We start from the raw sequence: 16,411 nt of genomic DNA on the forward strand, positions 1-16,411 counted from the left end.
TATCAAGTCTAGTCATTAGAATTAGAATCTTGACTTTTTATATAGGCACGATTAATCAGCTTGGCTATCCATTTAGGCCAAAAGAGCTGATACATATATAAATCTTCTTTGGTTCGAGTATTGTCTGAAATGGTTTTGGTCGTCTCTGACTCCTCATGAATCCGGTGACACATAAGTTTTTCAGAGATAAAAGCAAATCGTCCCTTATATTCACTAATCTTATACCAGGCATACCAATCTAGACTGACCCGCATCTTTTCATCAAAGCGAAACTCCTTGATCCGAGCCAGATTATAGGTAACGGCCGGGCATGAGATAGGATTTCCTAAAGCTAATACTCGATTTCTCCAGAAATGGCTAGCTGGCATTATATTCAATACTTTGAGCATAAATGTCTTGATTTTTAGATTCTTATTAGCTAAAATTTTGACACCATTTTTTTCTTCAAAGTAATCTGTATAAGCAATTAAAACATCTTTAGATTGCTCTATTTTTTGCAGCACAGCTTCTAGGTAAGTTGGCTCATAATAGTCATCTTGATGAGCAATAGTTGCATACTGGCTATTGACGAATGAAAGTGCATTGTTCCAATCTTTACCAATCCCTCCACCCTCTTTAGTATAAAAAGGAATCTCGTATGTTTGGCAAAGTTGCCTGATGGAATCAAGAGGGGTCGAACTATAGCAAATAATCTTCGATCTTATTGTCTGAGCCCTCAGAGATAAAATACAAGCTTCTAAAAACTCACTTTCCCCATAAGCACAAATCACCCAAGTATGGTTATTTTTCATCTTTCTCGCTTTCTAATTCAGAAATTTTTTGCTTTGTAATTGATAATTCTTGCACCAACTGCTTGATCTGCTCCTTTTGTTTAGAAATAGCAATTGTATGAAGAAATACGATAATTAACAAGAAAAAAACTGCCAGAGAAAGCAAAAAATTTGAGGTCAATTCAAAACCTAAAAGTTGAGCAAAATAAACTGGAATGAAATCAAAAATTGAAATAATAATCAATACTAAACCAATCACAATCCACATAAAGGCTTGCTCAAACAATATGTTATTCCTATTGATATTTCTAAACACAAAATATAAAAATAAAACAGAAGCAACCAGCATAGCAATAGACAAAATAGACATTATTCACTCTCTTTCATAAAAGCAGCAATCAAAATAGATGAACAAACTTCAATCATATACCGAATTGATTTGATAGGCGTTATGGAAGAAACTCCGCCAGAACGCTCAAACATATTTGCCGGAGCTTCTACTACTCTATATTTTCGTTTTAAAATATGAACGATAGACTCTGGTTCTGGATATTTAATAGGATAGCGCATCGCAAACTGTCGAATAATCTTATGATTGCCCAAGCGATAACCAGATGTGGTATCTAAAATTCTTTTTCCAGTTGTACATTTAATAAAAGCAGAAATAATCGTAATACCAAATCGACGCATAAAAGTCGTCTGAAATTCCGAAGCCTTGTCACCGATAAAACGAGAGCCAACAACTAAATCCGCCTGCTGACGACGAATAGGCTCCAACAAAGCATCCAGCGACTCAATATCATGCTGACCATCTCCGTCAAACTGTACGGCCACATCGTAATTCTTCTCAAGGGCATACTTGTATCCTGTCTGAACAGCACCACCAATCCCCAAATTCATAACCAAATGAACGGCATTCAGATCATGGCTATCCAAAATCTCTTTGGTTCTGTCAACCGAACCATCATTGATAACCACATAGTCTAAGTCAAAATCAACTTTCTTCCGATATTCTATAATGCTCAGAACCGTATTTAAAATACTTTCCTCCTCATTATAAGCAGGAATTATCATTAAAACTTTCAATTATCTTTCTTCCCTTTACAATAAATTTTAGCAAATAATGGAATTAACCTTAACTTTTCCAAACTCAAAAAAACAATCAGAGAAAGTCTAGTTTGAAACCTTTCTCCCTGAACCCTTTTAGATAATGGAGAGATAGTACTGATAAGTTCATTCTCTTTTAACCATTTTTTAATCCTAATATACTGATGAATAAACTCCTGATCTGATGAGGATCTCCCTGAAAAAAGTAAGTACCAAACGTAATACCTTTTCAAGTAATATACTACTAACTCAGATGGCTGACCCAACTCTAATATTTTTGCAAAAAGAACTAAAATATCAATTTCAGGAGAAAAACCTCTCTGAGAAGTGTTAGAAATACTCTGACTATTGTAATACCAATTATATCCTTTATAGTCCAACAATCCTATTTTATCTGTTGTCTTATAGGCAGTTAGATTAAAAATAATATCTTCTCCTATACCATAGTCAAAAAATTCTAGATTGTTTTTTCTCAAGAACTCAGTCCGGTAAATTTTGGCCCAAGGAGCCATTATAATATATTTGGACCACTCTGATTGTTGTATGTCTTGACTAAAGATAATTTGGTTATCCTGATTAACGCGCTTGTAGCCACCAATAACTAAGTCTAGCCTTTTCTCATGGATAGCCTGATAAAAAGTTTCAATGCAATCACTATCAACAAAATCATCATTATCCATGAACATAATATATTCTCCTTCAGCTAGAAGAATTCCTTTATTTCTAGTTACTGCCACTCCTTCGTTTTGTTTATCAATTACTCTTATAAAACTATACTTCACTTCATAGTCTTTTAAAATATTTAAAGAGTTATCTTTCGAACCATCGTTTAGAAAAATAATTTCAAAATTCTTAAATGATTGATTCAAAAGAGAATCTACACAGCGTTTAATTCCATCTTGTGCATTATAAACTGGAACAATAACTGAAATAGCTGGTTTAGACATATTTTCCCTTTCGTAACTAGACTAATCTATTTATAAAACTTCAATAAAACAGGAAATAGTTTTATCGAAAACTTTATCCCAAATAACTTGGCTACTAGGCCTGTTAATTTAAATGCTCGATTCTCTATATAATTTGCATACTTTAGCAAATACTTATACTGGTAAAGCAATTCCTTAATTTCAAAATTATTAATGTATTGATTTACATAAGGTAATATAGAGATATATGAGATTGTAAAATAGATATTTAAAGCTTTTTGAATTTCAACTGAATAGTTTTTCAAGTCAGAAAGTCCCATCCTGATTCCTTCGAGAGTATCTTGAACATTTTTTTCTTTCACAACATTAGTTAAACTTCCTTCGCGGTTCTGTCGATACATATATTGAGTACTATTAAGAATTGAAAATTTCTTTGTCATTTTTAAGATCTGGGAACAATATAAACTATCCTCAGACACCATTCCCTCTGGAAATTTTAAGCCATTTTGAAACAACTTTTTCGACACACACTTATTCCAATTTGGACCATTAAATATTCCAAAGCAAGTAGCTTTTAAAATATTTTCTTCAAACATAGATATAGGAAAACCTAAAATTTTATCATCATAAAAATAACTGTAGCCAAAAACGATAACATCATTGATGTAATCTATAGTCATTTCATCAAGTTGACTCAAAAAGTGTTGATCACTCCAAAAGTCATCGCCATCTAAAAATAATAAATAATCCCCACGAGCATACTCAATACCAGTATTTCTTGCTTTTGAAGCTCCACCATTTATTTGATTAAAAATCCTTACTTTATTGGGATTCTCTACAGACAATTTATCAGCGACTACTGCAGTAGTGTCAGTTGACCCATCATTTATGATTAAAATTTCATAATCTTTAAATTCTTGAATTAAGACACTCTTAACACATTTTTCTAAATAATCCGCCACATTATAGGCAGGTATAATAATTGAAAATTTCATAAGTTCTTATTTTTTCCTTCTCAAAAAAGTATATGGATTGGTCATAAAATAAATAATTAGCGAGACACTCAACCAAGCAATCATAGAGATAAGGAAAGACAAGGAAGCCCCAAAGATTCCGTATTGGGATACCAGCGGCTCAGCTGAAAAAATGGATACAAGATAACCTGCTAAAAATGAGATAACTAAATAATGATGTTTTCTAAAAACAGTTAAAATATTATCACATACTGTAGAAAACGTACTAGCAATACCACCTAACAAAAGTATAAAGAAACTAATTTGATATTGATTTAGCTTGGTTCCATAAACAATATTTAAAACAGGGATAGCAGCAATCGCTCCAGCTAAACAAATCAAAACACTTGTTACCCACAAAATCTTAAACAAGTTATTTTTATATGTAATAAAATGAGAAATTTTTTTCTCTTCCTTGAAAATTGCTAGTTGTGTAATCATGGGGCGTAAAAAAACAATCATTAGATTCATCGCAAAAATTGGAGTGAATAAAATACTAAAATCTCTCTGCACTCCCGCTTCAATCAATCCTTTGTTAAAAATATCGTTTAATGCATACTTGGGTTGGTTATAGATTGAAACTAATAAAAAAGCATTTATAAATAAAGGTAAACAGTCCTTTAAAATACTATAAATATCTTTTAGCTTTACTGTAGCGATATTAATACGATGAAACAACTTAGATTTTGGAAAATCAAAAAAAAGAACTACTGTGAAAGAGGCGAGCGTTTGAAACACAACAGATAAAAGAAGATTTTTAGAAAACAATAACAAAAAAGCAAATGTTATAGTTGAAATTATATTTCTAAAAAATAATGATTGACCGGCTATATCTAATCGTTCTTTCTGTTGGAACAAGCCTTGAAATACATCCGAAAGCGCCTCGCTAACTCTAAAAAATGATACCCAAAATATAATCCAAAAATTTGCATGAGTAGAAGAATTTAAAATTAAATATCCTAATAAAATTAGTATCATTAAAATATTAGTTAAAACTCTAGTAGTCAAATAGGCATCAAATGAATATTTTTCTTTAATATCTGTCGCTTGAAAATCCCTAACCTGAAACCCTGCAACAATAACTAGTAAATTCGCAATTGCATAAGCAAAGCTATATAAATCAGCCGACTCACTAGATAAAGTACGAGTAACTAGAAATAATAAAATAACAGATACAGCTGCTGAAGATAGACTCCCCAGAATATTCCAAAAGAAAATTTTTTGCGGCGACACCACTTTCAATATAATCAAACTCTCTTTCAATATAAATAAACCTTTATCCAATTATACCATAATTTCCCTTTAAAAAAGCAACCACAAGGTTGCTTCTATGCTTATTTTTTCACTTCCTGCTTGTAAAACTCTTTCAAGGCATCCTGCCAAGTCGGAATGACAAAGCCTGTTGCCTTGGCCTTGGTCAAACTCATAGTTGAGTTGAAAGGCCGCTTAGCCTTGGCTGGGAATTTGCTGGAATCAACCGGTTGTACTTCCACATCTGTGTCTTTGAGAATTTCTACTGCAAAGTCATACCAAGTCGTGTCTTCGGCAGCATCATTTGACAGATGATAATAACCAAATTCTTTTTGATTTTCTGCTAAGTAAGTCATAAATTCAGCCAACGTTCGCGTCCAAGTTGGACGACCATGCTGATCATTAACAACCGTCAGGGTTTTATGTGTTTTGGCTAAATTCTGCATGGTAAAAACGAAGTTCTTTCCATAATTTCCAAAGACCCAAGCTGTGCGGATAATGTAGAAACGGCTAGAATATTTTTCAACCAACTCCTCTCCCATACGCTTCGTGCGACCATATTCTGTTTGAGGATCTGGTCGATCATCTACTTCCCATTCTTGCCCAACTGGCTTATCTCCAGCAAAGACATAGTCTGTAGAGATGCAAACAAGTGTTGCTCCATGCTTTTCTGCTGCTTTAGCAACATTCTCAGTTCCTGTAACATTGATTGCATAGTCCAATTCTTTTCCTTCATCTTCCGCCGCATCAACTGCTGTATAGGCAGCACAGTGATAGACTAGACTTGGCTTCACTTCGGAAAAGACCTTCTCAACCATTTCGGCATTGGTAATATCCATTTCTGCCACGTCAACTGCCACATACTCTTCGTTGCGTTCATCTAAAAGATAACGAAGTTCTGTCCCAAGTTGTCCATTAGCACCTGTAATTAAAATCATTTGACATTCCTTTCTGAATAATAAACATTCAATGAACTTAATTATACCAAAAAAAGCAGAAAAAATCTGCTTAAATATACTTATCTATTTATCTTTCTTAAGAGACAAGAATCGATAGCATTAGACTTTCTTTTGATTAGTGCACTGAATATATAAGTCACACAATAACTTACAGGTGATGATAAACAAACTAATCATAAAGGGTAAAAATGTTCTGGTATTTGAAGCATATAAAGTCGGTGATAATGATATCAGCATGCGACTAGCAAAACCTATTACAAATAAATAAATGAGCCAGACTCTTTCTCTCATATCTGGAATAACTAACCACATGGAATAAAGAATCATCAATAACAATATACCATAAAAAGCAACTGCTCCTAAGTAAGTAATATTAAAAGAAAACGTTCCTGATTCTCTGGCTACTTTACTAATACCTGATAGCGTTCCAAATAGATTGTTCCATCCAAATTTTTGTGAAAAAATATTGAATAAGACAAAACCACTCAAAGAGATCGCTATAATATTTTTCTTGTGAACTGAATAAATAAGCAAGACTATTAAAAATAATATAACAAACGAAAATGAAATAGATAACATCTTATCACCTGTTTCAAGAAAACCTAATCCTACTTTTTGGAAAATATTTAAATTTGGAAAATTAGGAAACCAAGTGACAACTTCTTTTGCAAATCGAACTCCATTTCCTGGCGATAGTTTTGCAGATAAAATTCCTAGAACAGAAAGTAGAAAATAGATGCCATTCGTCATTCGATTAGCTTTTTTAGAGACGAACAACTCAAAACCAAGCCACAAGAAGGCATAAACCGCTAATTGTTCTTGCATCACTGCAAAAGAAAAGAATATGACGCACACTACTCTCATCCAATTTTTCTTGGAATGCTTTTGAAAAAGTGAAAAAATCAATAACGAAGCCGGAAATAAGTAATTTATATAAGTTGGAATAGAGCCTGCGCTTAAAAATTCAGTTGCCGGAAAGAAAATGAAAATCAGTAAGGCAGGAAGCCAAGGCAAAGTAGGAACCAATTTTACGGTTCCTATCAACAAAAGAATAGTCGCACAAAAAGCTGCAAGTATAAAGAATTTTTCATGAACTGAAAAAAAGAGTGTCGCAGATTCAATTAGCAATCTACTGCTCCAAGTCAAATAGCGATCCAATCCAAACAGAAAGTAATCAAATTTAAATTCTTTGGCGTATTTTAAAAATGCAATTTGGTCTCCTACAGGAGTAATTTTGTTGTTCATATAAAATTGAATTGCATAAAAAAATGCGGATAAAAATAGAATCGCCTTAGTCTTTTTTGCTTTCATAATATCTCCTTTTTAATAAATCCATGATAGGGAAAATGAGCATCATCTTTTACTCCTCTCCTTAATTACATAAATTGGTCGCTTCTTTGTTTCCATGAATATTTTACCTATATATTTACCTAAAATACCAATCGTCAATAATTGGAAACCACCTAGAAAGAGAATAATTGAAATCATCGAAGGCCAGCCAGACGTAGGATCCCCAAAAATCAAGGTACGAATAATGACAATAATGATAAGGAAAAATGCCAATAAGCAGGCAACAACCCCTCCCACAAAAGCTATTGTCAATGGAGCATCTGAAAAATTGATAATTCCTTCTAAGGAATAATTAAACAACTGCCAAAAATTCCAGCTCGTCTGACCTGCTACGCGCTCAACGTTTTTGTATTCTAAATATTCTGTCTTAAAACCTACCCAAGCAAAAATCCCTTTGGAAAAACGATTATACTCAGAAACCTCTAAAACGGCATCCACCATCTGTCTGCGCATAAGACGAAAATCACGCGCTCCATCTACCATCTCAACCTGGCTAATTTTATTAATCAATTTATAAAACATCTTCGCAAAAAAACTACGAATCAGAGGTTCTCCCTCGCGTGTTGTACGACGCGTTCCTACGCAATCCAATTCAGCATTTTCATCTAGCATATTTTTCATTTGAATCAATAATGCAGGTGGATCTTGCAAATCCGCATCCATAACAGTTACATAATCGCCCATTGCATGCTGCAAACCAGCATAAAGAGCTGCTTCTTTCCCAAAATTTCGCGAAAAAGAGAGATAACGAACACTATTATTTTTCTGACTGAGCTCTCGTAAAATAGATAAAGTTCTATCTTTTGAGCCGTCATTGACAAATATATATTCAAAATGATCATTTATCTGAGATTTAATTTTTTCCATTTCCGCATAAAACAACGGAAGCGACTCTTCCTCGTTAAAACAAGGGATAATGATTGAGATTGTCATTTTTCGCCCTTTCTTAAGATTTACCTTATTAAAATTAAAACCCATAACAATCGCATTATACTACATCTACGCTCCATTTTCTACTATTTCCATAAAAGAAACAAGAAATTCTCAATTCTATAAATCAAGATACTTTTATTTTATACCAAAAATTCCGCATTAAAAAAACAAATTTTACATAGACTAAATGCTGGTTAAATATTTTTGCGATGAAATCCATCGTTTCTAAAGCTTTATTGTCATTTCTTCATCGTTTTAACTGAGATGTTTACTATTAATTTAATATTAAAGAGATTTTTTAAATAATCAAAATAATCCCTTGGTGTAATGAACCAAGGGAAAATCCGTTACATATTATCTTTCACTGCTACTGCTACCATTTTTGCTTTGGCACGTACCTGATCCGCTACTATCATCTCCATTGTCACAATGACTTTTCTTTCACCCAATTCTTCAAGTCGAGAGACAACCGTAATTTCCTCATCAATAGGTGTTGGACTTTTATAATCTACTTCCAATCGAGCGGTAATAAATCGTCCAATCACCGTTTTTTCTGTCAAATCTAACCCCTTATTTTGATGGGCAAACCAAGCTGCTGAAGCGGTACCGTGACAATCAAAAATCATGGCAATCATGCCACCAAATAGATTAGCTGGAACACCACCAGTATACTGGCGAGCTGGTGTTATCTTACTAATACAGCTTGTTCCATCAAGACTAGGATAAGTTTTTAAATGCAAGCCTGACTCATTCTTAGGACCACATCCCCAACAATGTTGGAATCGATTGCCATAAGTATCTTGAATGGCAATGTTTTTTGTTTCTAAAGTCATTTAATCTCCTTTTTAAATTGAATTTTTAAACGCTTTCAAAGCTATTATATCAATCTTTTTATGAAGAGTAAATACGAAATAGATTCAAAATATTTTAATCGTTCGTCTAAGCAAAATTTATAGAAAAGTGGCGTGAGAAATGCTCAGCTTGAAAATATTCAGTTCGTTTAGTCTGAATGAGAGTGCTAAAAATTTAGACTTGACAAAGAGGAGAATGTTTCCTATATATGCTTGACGATTATCTATGCTGAGAAATAAAATTGATTGATTTGCCCTTGGAATTCAACAGATTTAAATCAGGTAAATGTTACACCTACTCAAAAATACTTTTTATTCATTTAAATATCTTTCTAAGATATCTGTTTTCTGTTTTTGAATTTCTACAATCTTACTTTCTTCAATCACAATCAAATCTTCTAATTTTTCTATTTGTTTTATTGCTTCATTCTGATGTTCTATATTACAATTTTTGCTAAGAAGAGATTGACGAGTTTATCGAAGGCATTTTCACGTCCGCCAACATTATACTTACGAAGAATTGTTGCAAATTGATTATATTTTTTTTTGAACTTCATCATGTGCGATTTCTTTTAAATCAGCAATTGAATATTTCGCTTGTTCAATTTCAAAAGGCTTAATGTTAGCTTCTAATACTCCATTTGTAACATAATCTTGTTGATAGATATCACGCTAAATTTCGAATTTGTCATTTCCTCCTTTAGCATCATTATATGATTTTGGATTATCCAGAGTTGAAAGAAAATCGGTATTATCAATCAAATGAATTGCATGATACATCCGTTTAATCTCACCAGCTTCAATTTGAGAAGCATGTAAAACTAGAGCTCTTGCCTTATTTTCTTGTTTTTCATATGATAAATTGCAAAATATAGTGCAACAAAAAACCCATAGGTTCTCAAATCGTGTAAACTGTAAGTAAGCACACAAACAGACACGAGGAGATCCTATGAGCTACTTACATATTACCATAATTGATCGGCTAAAGATAGAAGCATATCTTGAAGCAGGTTTTAATCAGTCCTATATTGCAACTAAGTTAGATTTTCACCGTTCATCAATTAGCCGAGAAATCAAACAGTGTCCAAATAAATATTCTGCCGAAGAAGCACAAAGGCAATATGAGGAATTATCTAGACTTAAGGGAAGGAAAACTGCATGTACTTCACTGATGAAGAAAGATATAGAACGTCATTTAACACCCGAGCAGATTCATGGGCGTTATCAGTACGAAAATAAGCCAATCGTATCGTTTAAAACGATTTATAATTGGATATATAATGGCCAACTCGAAGTTAGTGTAGAGACGTTAAGACGAAAAGGTAAAATACGTGAACCCCATGAGACTAGAGGGAAATTCATTATTGGTAAACCTATTTCCAAACGACCTAAAGAAGTGAAGAGGAGGCAAAGTTTCGGTCATTGGGAATTAGATACCATGGTTTCTTCCAGAGGGAAAAGCAAAGGATGCTTGGCTACATTTGTAGAGCGAAAAACACGTTTTTATCTGGCATTTAAAATACCTGACCGATCAGCTAGGTCAATGTTTTCAGTCATAGAAACACTTCAGAAGATTTTTCCTAAGAACTTTTTAAAAACATTTACATCAGACAGAGGAAAAGAATTTGCTTGTTATCCTCAAGTGGAAGCTTTAGGAATAGACTTTTACTTTGCGGACGCTTATTCATCTTGGAAAAGAGGAAGTAATGAAAATTCAAATGGATTGCTTAGAGAATATTTTCCTAAGAGGACTAATCTAACCGACATTACTGATGAATCGTTAGTAAATGCTTTACTTGCTATAAATCACCGTCCAAGAAAATGCTTAGGTTACAAAACAGCATTTGAGGCTCTTATGGATGAATTTTAGATTTGTTGCACTTTTTTTTGCAATTTATCTCAAATAAAAAACAAATCCAACACAGAGAACAGTTCTTCAAGTGCAATAAGAACTGGCACTACTATCGAAAAATGGTATAGACTCGGTACTAGAACTGTTGGTGGTCAAAAACTTCCAGCATATAAATGGGATTCCCTTAATTCCATTATTAACGCACATATTACAACTGGTATTGCTGCTAACTGTAATATGAACGAAGAATCTTACCAGGATTTTTTGCGTACTACCGCATCTCAAAATACAGATATTATTTCTGATAAATAATTTACAACGGGCAACTGTTAATATACAGCTGCCCGTTGTTTTAATTTTGTGCTTTCTCTAATTCTTTTTTCATAAAATTCGTCCAGGAGATCTCATCCGTATTCTTATATCTTGAATACGAAAAACCAGTATTTTCATAGTGTTTTCCCTGCATATCATCAAGAATCGTTTTTGCAATTGCCTCTCCCAACTTTATTGGTACTGCATTACCTATTTGCTTATATTGGTCAAGAATTGCTCCGCAAATTTTCCAATCTTGTGGAAACTCCTGAATGCAAGCATATTCTTCAACACTTAAAGGTCTATCCTCTGTAGGATGTGCCAAATCGGTTGCCGGCATCGTTGGATTCGTTACAAGGGTAGGTGATGGTTTTGAGTATGATAATCTTCTTAAGAATCCGGTCTTTCCCCCACCAAGATAGAATGATTTACCCATTGCTTCCTTTTGCATCTCTAAAGGAAGGTCTTTCCAATACTGTCCTTCTTTTAGCATCCTATAATACTTCAATCTTTTTTCCGGAAATTCAATGTAGTGTTTTTCCACATCTTCAGGAAGATTATCAAATGCATCTCTTAATGTTCTCCATTTTTTTAGGCCATCTGTTCCATCTTCATTGTGTGTTGGTTGTAAATAGCTTACCTTTTCGTCACCAAGTTTGCCAATAATCACTACTCGTTCTCTAATTTGAGGAGCACCGAAATATGCAGCATTATACAAGTTGAATGATACCGAGTAACCCATTTCCTTTAACCTATCAAGGATTATCATCATTGCGCCACCCTTGATTGGTTCCTCCAAATCACCGTATTTAAATGGAGTGGATAATAGCCCTCGTACATTTTCGATTACAACATATGTTGGCTTGATTTCTGAAATAATGCTTAGATATTTCAAAAATACATTTCCTCGTTCATCATCAAAAGCTTTTCTATTTCCAGCTGTACTAAACGCTTGACAAGGTGGATCCCCAAAAATAATATCTACCTTTCTGCCTTCCGGGACCTTAGCCATCTTTAGAATTTCCTCAGAGCTGAATTTCGTAATATCTCCAATTAAGCCGATGTCTGGATTATTTTTTTCTATTGTCATCCTGCATGCTTTATTAAATTCACATGCTAGTAAAGCTTCAATTCCGCCATTTTTCATTCCAACATCTAATCCCATAGCACCCGAGAAAAAACTCAAGGCAACTATTGGCGGAATATCATCATTAAGTCTTTCATGGTCATCTGGCTCTATAACAACATCATATTCGTCTAAATATTTCTTCAGATCATCTTCTGATGTAAGCCACTGGCTTCCTACTCTTTCTGCTTTTAGATGTTCGTTTTTAATTAACGTTCTAACCGACTGAGCAGTTACTTTCAACCTCTTAGAAACTTCTGTAACTGTTAATAAATTCGTTGTATCTATCAATGGTATTTCCTCTTTTCTAATTCGCAAATTTTTATAGACCCATTATATCATATTGCTTTCATTAAACCAAGATAGCCTAATGGGTACAAATCAAATCTGCCGGAATATTCACAAATGAATGCTTTATGACATCCCCGGTTGGCACGAGATTAGTCTCAAGATACTTTAGTAAGTCTGACTCCTCTATGTAATAATACATTTGAGGAACAACAAACCCAGGAAGTTCCTCTCGTAGTTGTTCCAATGGTATTGCATTCGTCATTTGAAATTCAGTAATTTCCATAGCAACAGTATGTTTATTAATGTAATTCTCAATTTTTGTCACAGCAGCCTGGTCATATGAATACTTTTCCTTCCACGATTCTATTTTAACTTTATTTTCCAATCGCATAATGCCTACTATTGATTTAACCGGTGTGCTTACATACAAATATGCTTTTACAGGTTCATCTGGAAAAACTCTCCTATGTTCATAAATTTTTTCTCCCGATTTTACTCGATCAAAGACATCTGCTTTAAAACTTAAAAGCATAACTCTCATTTAATCCCACTCCTTCCATCAACTCAACCTTATCCAAAATAATCCTATCAACTCAACTATACCTATTTTCAACCTATCAACTCGACCACATTTCTAAACTTAATTATTACTTCTACACAACAAAAAAAATCCGAGCATCCAGGCAACCCAAAAGGAGTACAAGAATGCTCGGAAACGCCTTATTTCAAGCTTTTTTAATATTTAATTGTGTTTTCTTGACAGCAAAACTACCGTCTCAACATGCTCATCATTGTCCAAACCTATATTTAAATCTTCATCGATGATAGGAAGTTTAAAAGTAATTGATTTTAGCCATTGCCCATTCGGTTGCTTTTCTTCGTAAATTTGAATTTCAGAAATCAAAGTTGTAATTAACTGTCTACGCTCTACATCATTCATTACCTTGTAAAGTTTATCAAAATAGATCAAAATCTTATATATGTTATCTCCTGTAAGTTTCTCAGCTTCAATAGTTTGTTTCTTTGCTTTCGCATCAATTAACAATGATTCTAAGTCTTCAATCTTATCATACATACGATAAAGTCTATCGTCTAAGTCCTGTTTTCTTCGTTTGTAGTGCTTATCATCAGCATCTAAATTATCTATTTCCTCAATTAGCTTAAATTTCGTAGAATGGCTCTTCATCAATTCTTTCTGGTAATTATCTATCTCTTTTTCTATTTCAGAGGTATCTACCTTCATGTTAATTTTTTCTTGCATCATAGAAGCAAATTTGGGATTGCTTACTATCTTTATAATTACCTCAGCAACTGCATCATCTAACAATTCTTCTCTGATTTGTTTATTGTAAGTACATTTATGACCTCTTATCATATGCCTATGTTTACAGCCATAGTAATAAAAATCTTTATACTTTGTACCATCTTTCTTTTTCTTGATACACTTGTTTCCAAACATTCCCACTCCACATATCGGACATTTTACAATTCCTGAAAGCAGATGTGTGCGTGTATCTTTCCCTTTATTCACATGCTCATATTTCTTTGCTTGAGATTTTAACTTAACTTGAGCTGCTTGCCATAGTTCATCAGAAATTATAGCTTCATGAATACCTTCAGCTATTAAATATTCATCTTGTTCAACTTGCTTATATTCATTTCTTGTTCCATGAACTTTTTCTAAAGTTCTTCTTCCAAAGGCTATTTTCCCGTTATATACAGGGTTTTTTAATATCTTTCTTATAAGACCTGCGTCGAACAATGGATTTTTCCCATTTTGTCTTGGAATTTTTCTTATACCATGATTTTCTAAGTATTTAGAAAGTCCATTGGCTCCAATGGTTGTATTTACATACTGATCAAAAATAGTTCGTATCGCAATTGCTTCTTCCTCATTGATTATCAATTTCCCATCAATAAGTTGATAACCATAAGGAGCAAAACCTCCATTCCATTTGCCCTCTCTTGCCTTTTGAATACGCCCTTCCATTGTTTGAACACGAATATTTTCTCTTTCAATTTCAGCCACAGCTGATAAAACTGAAATCATCAATTTACCTGCATCTTTGGATGAATCAATCCCATCCTCAACACAAATCAAATTGACTCCAAAATCTTGCATTGTTTGTAGAGTTGATAAAACATCAGCAGCATTTCTTGCAAATCTTGACAGCTTAAACACAAGAACAAAAGATACTCCATCCTTTCCGGATTTTATATCTTCCATCATGCGAGTAAACTGTATTCTTCCCTCAATAGATTTTCCAGACTTGCCCGCATCTTCATATTCTCCTACAATTTCATAATCATTATAAAGGGCGAACGCCTTCATTCTTGATTTTTGTGCCTCTAAAGAATAGCCATCTATCTGTATTGATGTAGATACTCTTGTGTAGAGGTATACTTTTGTTTTTTCTTTTGACATAGCATTAACCTCAATATATTTTTCTATATCTTTATAGTTTCCGAAAAAGTTTGGACTTGTATTTCAAGTATATTATAGCACTTTTATTCGTTTTTCTCAATCTGCTTTTTTGCTATGTCAAAAATATCTTCATTTTCAATGTTATTATTTACTGGCATTGGATCTGGCAGATTATCCAAATCTAAAACACCAGCATACTTTGTAATAAGATTTGCTATCAAATCAGCCAATCCATTCCAGTCTTTATCCACAGACATCCCCCTTTCTTCAAACTCTTATATAATCAATATATAACTTTCTCATTTAACTAAGTTTCATGACATTGACGGGTGCTTTGGATCAGCAACATTGGAATCTCACCACCGCCCCTGTTAAGATGAGCCGGCTTTCACTAAAGAAGTATCATTATCATTACTCAGGTCATAGCTCACAAAGTATCCTTGTTCTTTGCTTTAAGAAAATTTATTTATCGCTCGTTTCCTTATATCCTTATCTTTGACAGTATTCATTTAAACCGAATTTTTTCAGCAGGAAAGTCTTGGCGTAAATTTCTTACGCTCACTAAGTAATTAAAAGTCCCGTCATGGTCTATTCAGTTGTCAAAGAACAAATATTTGAAAGGGATTTTCTTTACATCTTCCTGTTTGCATAAATAGGCTATATCTCTTATCAAAGTAAAGGAGGTCAAACTCCCCTTCACTTTACATAAGGAAAATTTGACCTCTTTGGTTACCGAAGTTTTAAAGTTCTTCGATAAATTTTTTCAGTTTTTCAAGAATTTTGTTTCTTCTTTTGATTAAAGCTGGATGTGTAATACTTTTGAGCTTTGCTACTGAACGAATCGTTTCATCATTGAAATACAAGCGTTCAATAATATCTCTTTCTTCTGCATTGAGCCTTGATGTAGCACTTCTGACTGCTTCAATCATCATTTGTGTTTCCACAATCTTTTCTACATCAACACTTTCATCAACAATATTATCTATAAAATGTCCGTCATGATCCAACGATGAAAAAAAGAGCAAGTGGTTTTTCTTGTCCACCTGCTCTAAATACTTTTCGTGTTCTTTTTCTCGCCAGTAGACTTTATATATCTGCTCGCTGACTTTAACCCTTTGTCCGTTGACATAAAGGTAATATTCTTTTGGCATTTTATTTCCTCCATTTCTTTTTTGTCTGCGTTTTAAGACAAAAAAAGGAGGACTCCTGCACATAGGCATAAGAAGTCCTCTGTAATGAAAGAAT

18 protein-coding genes are annotated in these 16,411 nt (G+C 33.5%); 2 read left to right on the forward strand and 16 right to left on the reverse strand.

Annotated elements, in window-relative coordinates:
* Window positions 1-8 precede the first annotated feature (8 nt).
* The 11 genes from SCSC_RS05445 to SCSC_RS09425 all read right to left on the reverse strand — a co-directional run bounded on the left by SCSC_RS05445 (window position 9) and on the right by SCSC_RS09425 (window position 9,720).
* On the reverse strand, window positions 9-791 hold the full coding sequence (locus tag SCSC_RS05445; RefSeq protein WP_006270716.1) for a glycosyltransferase family 2 protein: 783 nt from the start codon (window positions 789-791) through the stop codon (window positions 9-11).
* On the reverse strand, window positions 781-1,140 hold the full coding sequence (locus SCSC_RS05450) for a DUF2304 domain-containing protein (protein ID WP_006270722.1): 360 nt from the start codon (window positions 1,138-1,140) through the stop codon (window positions 781-783). Before SCSC_RS05450 ends, SCSC_RS05445 begins: the two co-directional genes overlap by 11 nt.
* On the reverse strand, window positions 1,140-1,856 hold the full coding sequence (locus tag SCSC_RS05455; protein WP_006270700.1) for a glycosyltransferase family 2 protein: 717 nt from the start codon (window positions 1,854-1,856) through the stop codon (window positions 1,140-1,142). Before SCSC_RS05455 ends, SCSC_RS05450 begins: the two co-directional genes overlap by 1 nt.
* Window positions 1,853-2,824, reverse strand: a complete 972-nt coding sequence (locus tag SCSC_RS05460) for a glycosyltransferase family 2 protein (protein ID WP_006270694.1) — start codon at window positions 2,822-2,824, stop codon at window positions 1,853-1,855. The genes SCSC_RS05455 and SCSC_RS05460 overlap by 4 nt, the downstream gene beginning before the upstream one ends.
* A 26-nt stretch (window positions 2,825-2,850) precedes the next feature.
* Complete coding sequence (locus tag SCSC_RS05465) at window positions 2,851-3,798, reverse strand: glycosyltransferase family 2 protein (protein ID WP_006270721.1); 948 nt, start codon at window positions 3,796-3,798, stop codon at window positions 2,851-2,853.
* Between the two features lie 6 nt (window positions 3,799-3,804).
* Window positions 3,805-5,079, reverse strand: coding sequence for a lipopolysaccharide biosynthesis protein (locus SCSC_RS05470; RefSeq protein WP_037566280.1), 1,275 nt, complete (start codon window positions 5,077-5,079; stop codon window positions 3,805-3,807).
* A gap of 71 nt (window positions 5,080-5,150) precedes the next feature.
* Window positions 5,151-6,005, reverse strand: coding sequence for a dTDP-4-dehydrorhamnose reductase (gene rfbD, locus SCSC_RS05475; RefSeq protein WP_006270689.1), 855 nt, complete (start codon window positions 6,003-6,005; stop codon window positions 5,151-5,153).
* 120 nt (window positions 6,006-6,125) lie between these two features.
* The gene (locus SCSC_RS05480; protein WP_006270654.1) at window positions 6,126-7,337 is read right to left on the reverse strand and encodes a hypothetical protein; all 1,212 of its coding nucleotides are present in this window, start codon (window positions 7,335-7,337) and stop codon (window positions 6,126-6,128) included.
* Window positions 7,338-7,379: 42 nt separating this feature from the next.
* Complete coding sequence (locus tag SCSC_RS05485) at window positions 7,380-8,309, reverse strand: glycosyltransferase family 2 protein (protein WP_037566268.1); 930 nt, start codon at window positions 8,307-8,309, stop codon at window positions 7,380-7,382.
* A 347-nt stretch (window positions 8,310-8,656) separates the two neighbouring features.
* Complete coding sequence (locus tag SCSC_RS05490) at window positions 8,657-9,142, reverse strand: thioesterase family protein (protein WP_003068625.1); 486 nt, start codon at window positions 9,140-9,142, stop codon at window positions 8,657-8,659.
* Between the two features lie 455 nt (window positions 9,143-9,597).
* Window positions 9,598-9,720 carry a hypothetical protein gene (locus tag SCSC_RS09425; RefSeq protein WP_006270720.1) on the reverse strand — a complete coding sequence of 41 codons (123 nt, stop codon included), beginning with the start codon at window positions 9,718-9,720 and terminating at the stop codon, window positions 9,598-9,600.
* 389 nt (window positions 9,721-10,109) lie between these two features.
* Here SCSC_RS09425 and SCSC_RS05495 point away from each other — a divergent pair, with 389 nt between their 5' ends.
* Window positions 10,110-11,030 carry an IS30 family transposase gene (locus SCSC_RS05495; RefSeq protein WP_022524552.1) on the forward strand — a complete coding sequence of 307 codons (921 nt, stop codon included), beginning with the start codon at window positions 10,110-10,112 and terminating at the stop codon, window positions 11,028-11,030.
* A gap of 75 nt (window positions 11,031-11,105) precedes the next feature.
* Window positions 11,106-11,324 (forward strand): hypothetical protein, encoded by a 219-nt coding sequence (locus tag SCSC_RS05500; RefSeq protein ID WP_236587540.1) that lies wholly within the window; start codon window positions 11,106-11,108, stop codon window positions 11,322-11,324.
* Window positions 11,325-11,364: 40 nt separating this feature from the next.
* Here the strand turns inward: SCSC_RS05500 and SCSC_RS05505 are convergent, their stop codons facing one another.
* The 5 genes from SCSC_RS05505 to SCSC_RS05525 form a co-directional block, all read right to left on the reverse strand.
* The gene (locus SCSC_RS05505) at window positions 11,365-12,741 is read right to left on the reverse strand and encodes a DNA cytosine methyltransferase (protein ID WP_006270446.1); all 1,377 of its coding nucleotides are present in this window, start codon (window positions 12,739-12,741) and stop codon (window positions 11,365-11,367) included.
* A 76-nt stretch (window positions 12,742-12,817) separates the two neighbouring features.
* Window positions 12,818-13,282: a hypothetical protein gene (locus SCSC_RS05510; protein WP_006270426.1), complete on the reverse strand. Its 465-nt coding sequence runs from the start codon at window positions 13,280-13,282 to the stop codon at window positions 12,818-12,820.
* 201 nt (window positions 13,283-13,483) lie between these two features.
* A complete protein-coding gene (locus tag SCSC_RS05515) occupies window positions 13,484-15,166 on the reverse strand; it encodes a recombinase family protein (protein WP_006270433.1) in 1,683 nt (560 codons plus the stop codon).
* Between the two features lie 83 nt (window positions 15,167-15,249).
* Window positions 15,250-15,417: a hypothetical protein gene (locus tag SCSC_RS05520; protein WP_006270451.1), complete on the reverse strand. Its 168-nt coding sequence runs from the start codon at window positions 15,415-15,417 to the stop codon at window positions 15,250-15,252.
* Between the two features lie 489 nt (window positions 15,418-15,906).
* Window positions 15,907-16,317, reverse strand: a complete 411-nt coding sequence (locus SCSC_RS05525) for a sigma-70 RNA polymerase sigma factor region 4 domain-containing protein (RefSeq protein ID WP_006270427.1) — start codon at window positions 16,315-16,317, stop codon at window positions 15,907-15,909.
* Window positions 16,318-16,411 lie beyond the last annotated feature (94 nt).

Source organism: Streptococcus constellatus subsp. constellatus (assembly GCF_023167545.1).
Taxonomy (GTDB): domain Bacteria; phylum Bacillota; class Bacilli; order Lactobacillales; family Streptococcaceae; genus Streptococcus; species Streptococcus constellatus.

Excerpts from the sequence above, each read along its gene's own strand:
- SCSC_RS05465 (WP_006270721.1), bottom strand. The coding sequence starts at position 3,798 with ATGAAATTTTCAATTATTATACCTGCCTATAATGTGGCGGATTATTTA.
- SCSC_RS05490 (WP_003068625.1), bottom strand. The coding sequence starts at position 9,142 with ATGACTTTAGAAACAAAAAACATTGCCATTCAAGATACTTATGGCAAT.
- SCSC_RS05495 (WP_022524552.1), top strand. The coding sequence starts at position 10,110 with ATGAGCTACTTACATATTACCATAATTGATCGGCTAAAGATAGAAGCA.
- SCSC_RS05450 (WP_006270722.1), bottom strand. The coding sequence starts at position 1,140 with ATGTCTATTTTGTCTATTGCTATGCTGGTTGCTTCTGTTTTATTTTTA.
- SCSC_RS05480 (WP_006270654.1), bottom strand. The coding sequence starts at position 7,337 with ATGAAAGCAAAAAAGACTAAGGCGATTCTATTTTTATCCGCATTTTTT.
- SCSC_RS05445 (WP_006270716.1), bottom strand. The coding sequence starts at position 791 with ATGAAAAATAACCATACTTGGGTGATTTGTGCTTATGGGGAAAGTGAG.
- SCSC_RS05515 (WP_006270433.1), bottom strand. The coding sequence starts at position 15,166 with ATGTCAAAAGAAAAAACAAAAGTATACCTCTACACAAGAGTATCTACA.
- SCSC_RS05510 (WP_006270426.1), bottom strand. The coding sequence starts at position 13,282 with ATGAGAGTTATGCTTTTAAGTTTTAAAGCAGATGTCTTTGATCGAGTA.
- SCSC_RS05460 (WP_006270694.1), bottom strand. The coding sequence starts at position 2,824 with ATGTCTAAACCAGCTATTTCAGTTATTGTTCCAGTTTATAATGCACAA.
- SCSC_RS05485 (WP_037566268.1), bottom strand. The coding sequence starts at position 8,309 with ATGACAATCTCAATCATTATCCCTTGTTTTAACGAGGAAGAGTCGCTT.
- rfbD (WP_006270689.1), bottom strand. The coding sequence starts at position 6,005 with ATGATTTTAATTACAGGTGCTAATGGACAACTTGGGACAGAACTTCGT.
- SCSC_RS09425 (WP_006270720.1), bottom strand. The coding sequence starts at position 9,720 with ATGATGAAGTTCAAAAAAAAATATAATCAATTTGCAACAATTCTTCGT.
- SCSC_RS05525 (WP_006270427.1), bottom strand. The coding sequence starts at position 16,317 with ATGCCAAAAGAATATTACCTTTATGTCAACGGACAAAGGGTTAAAGTC.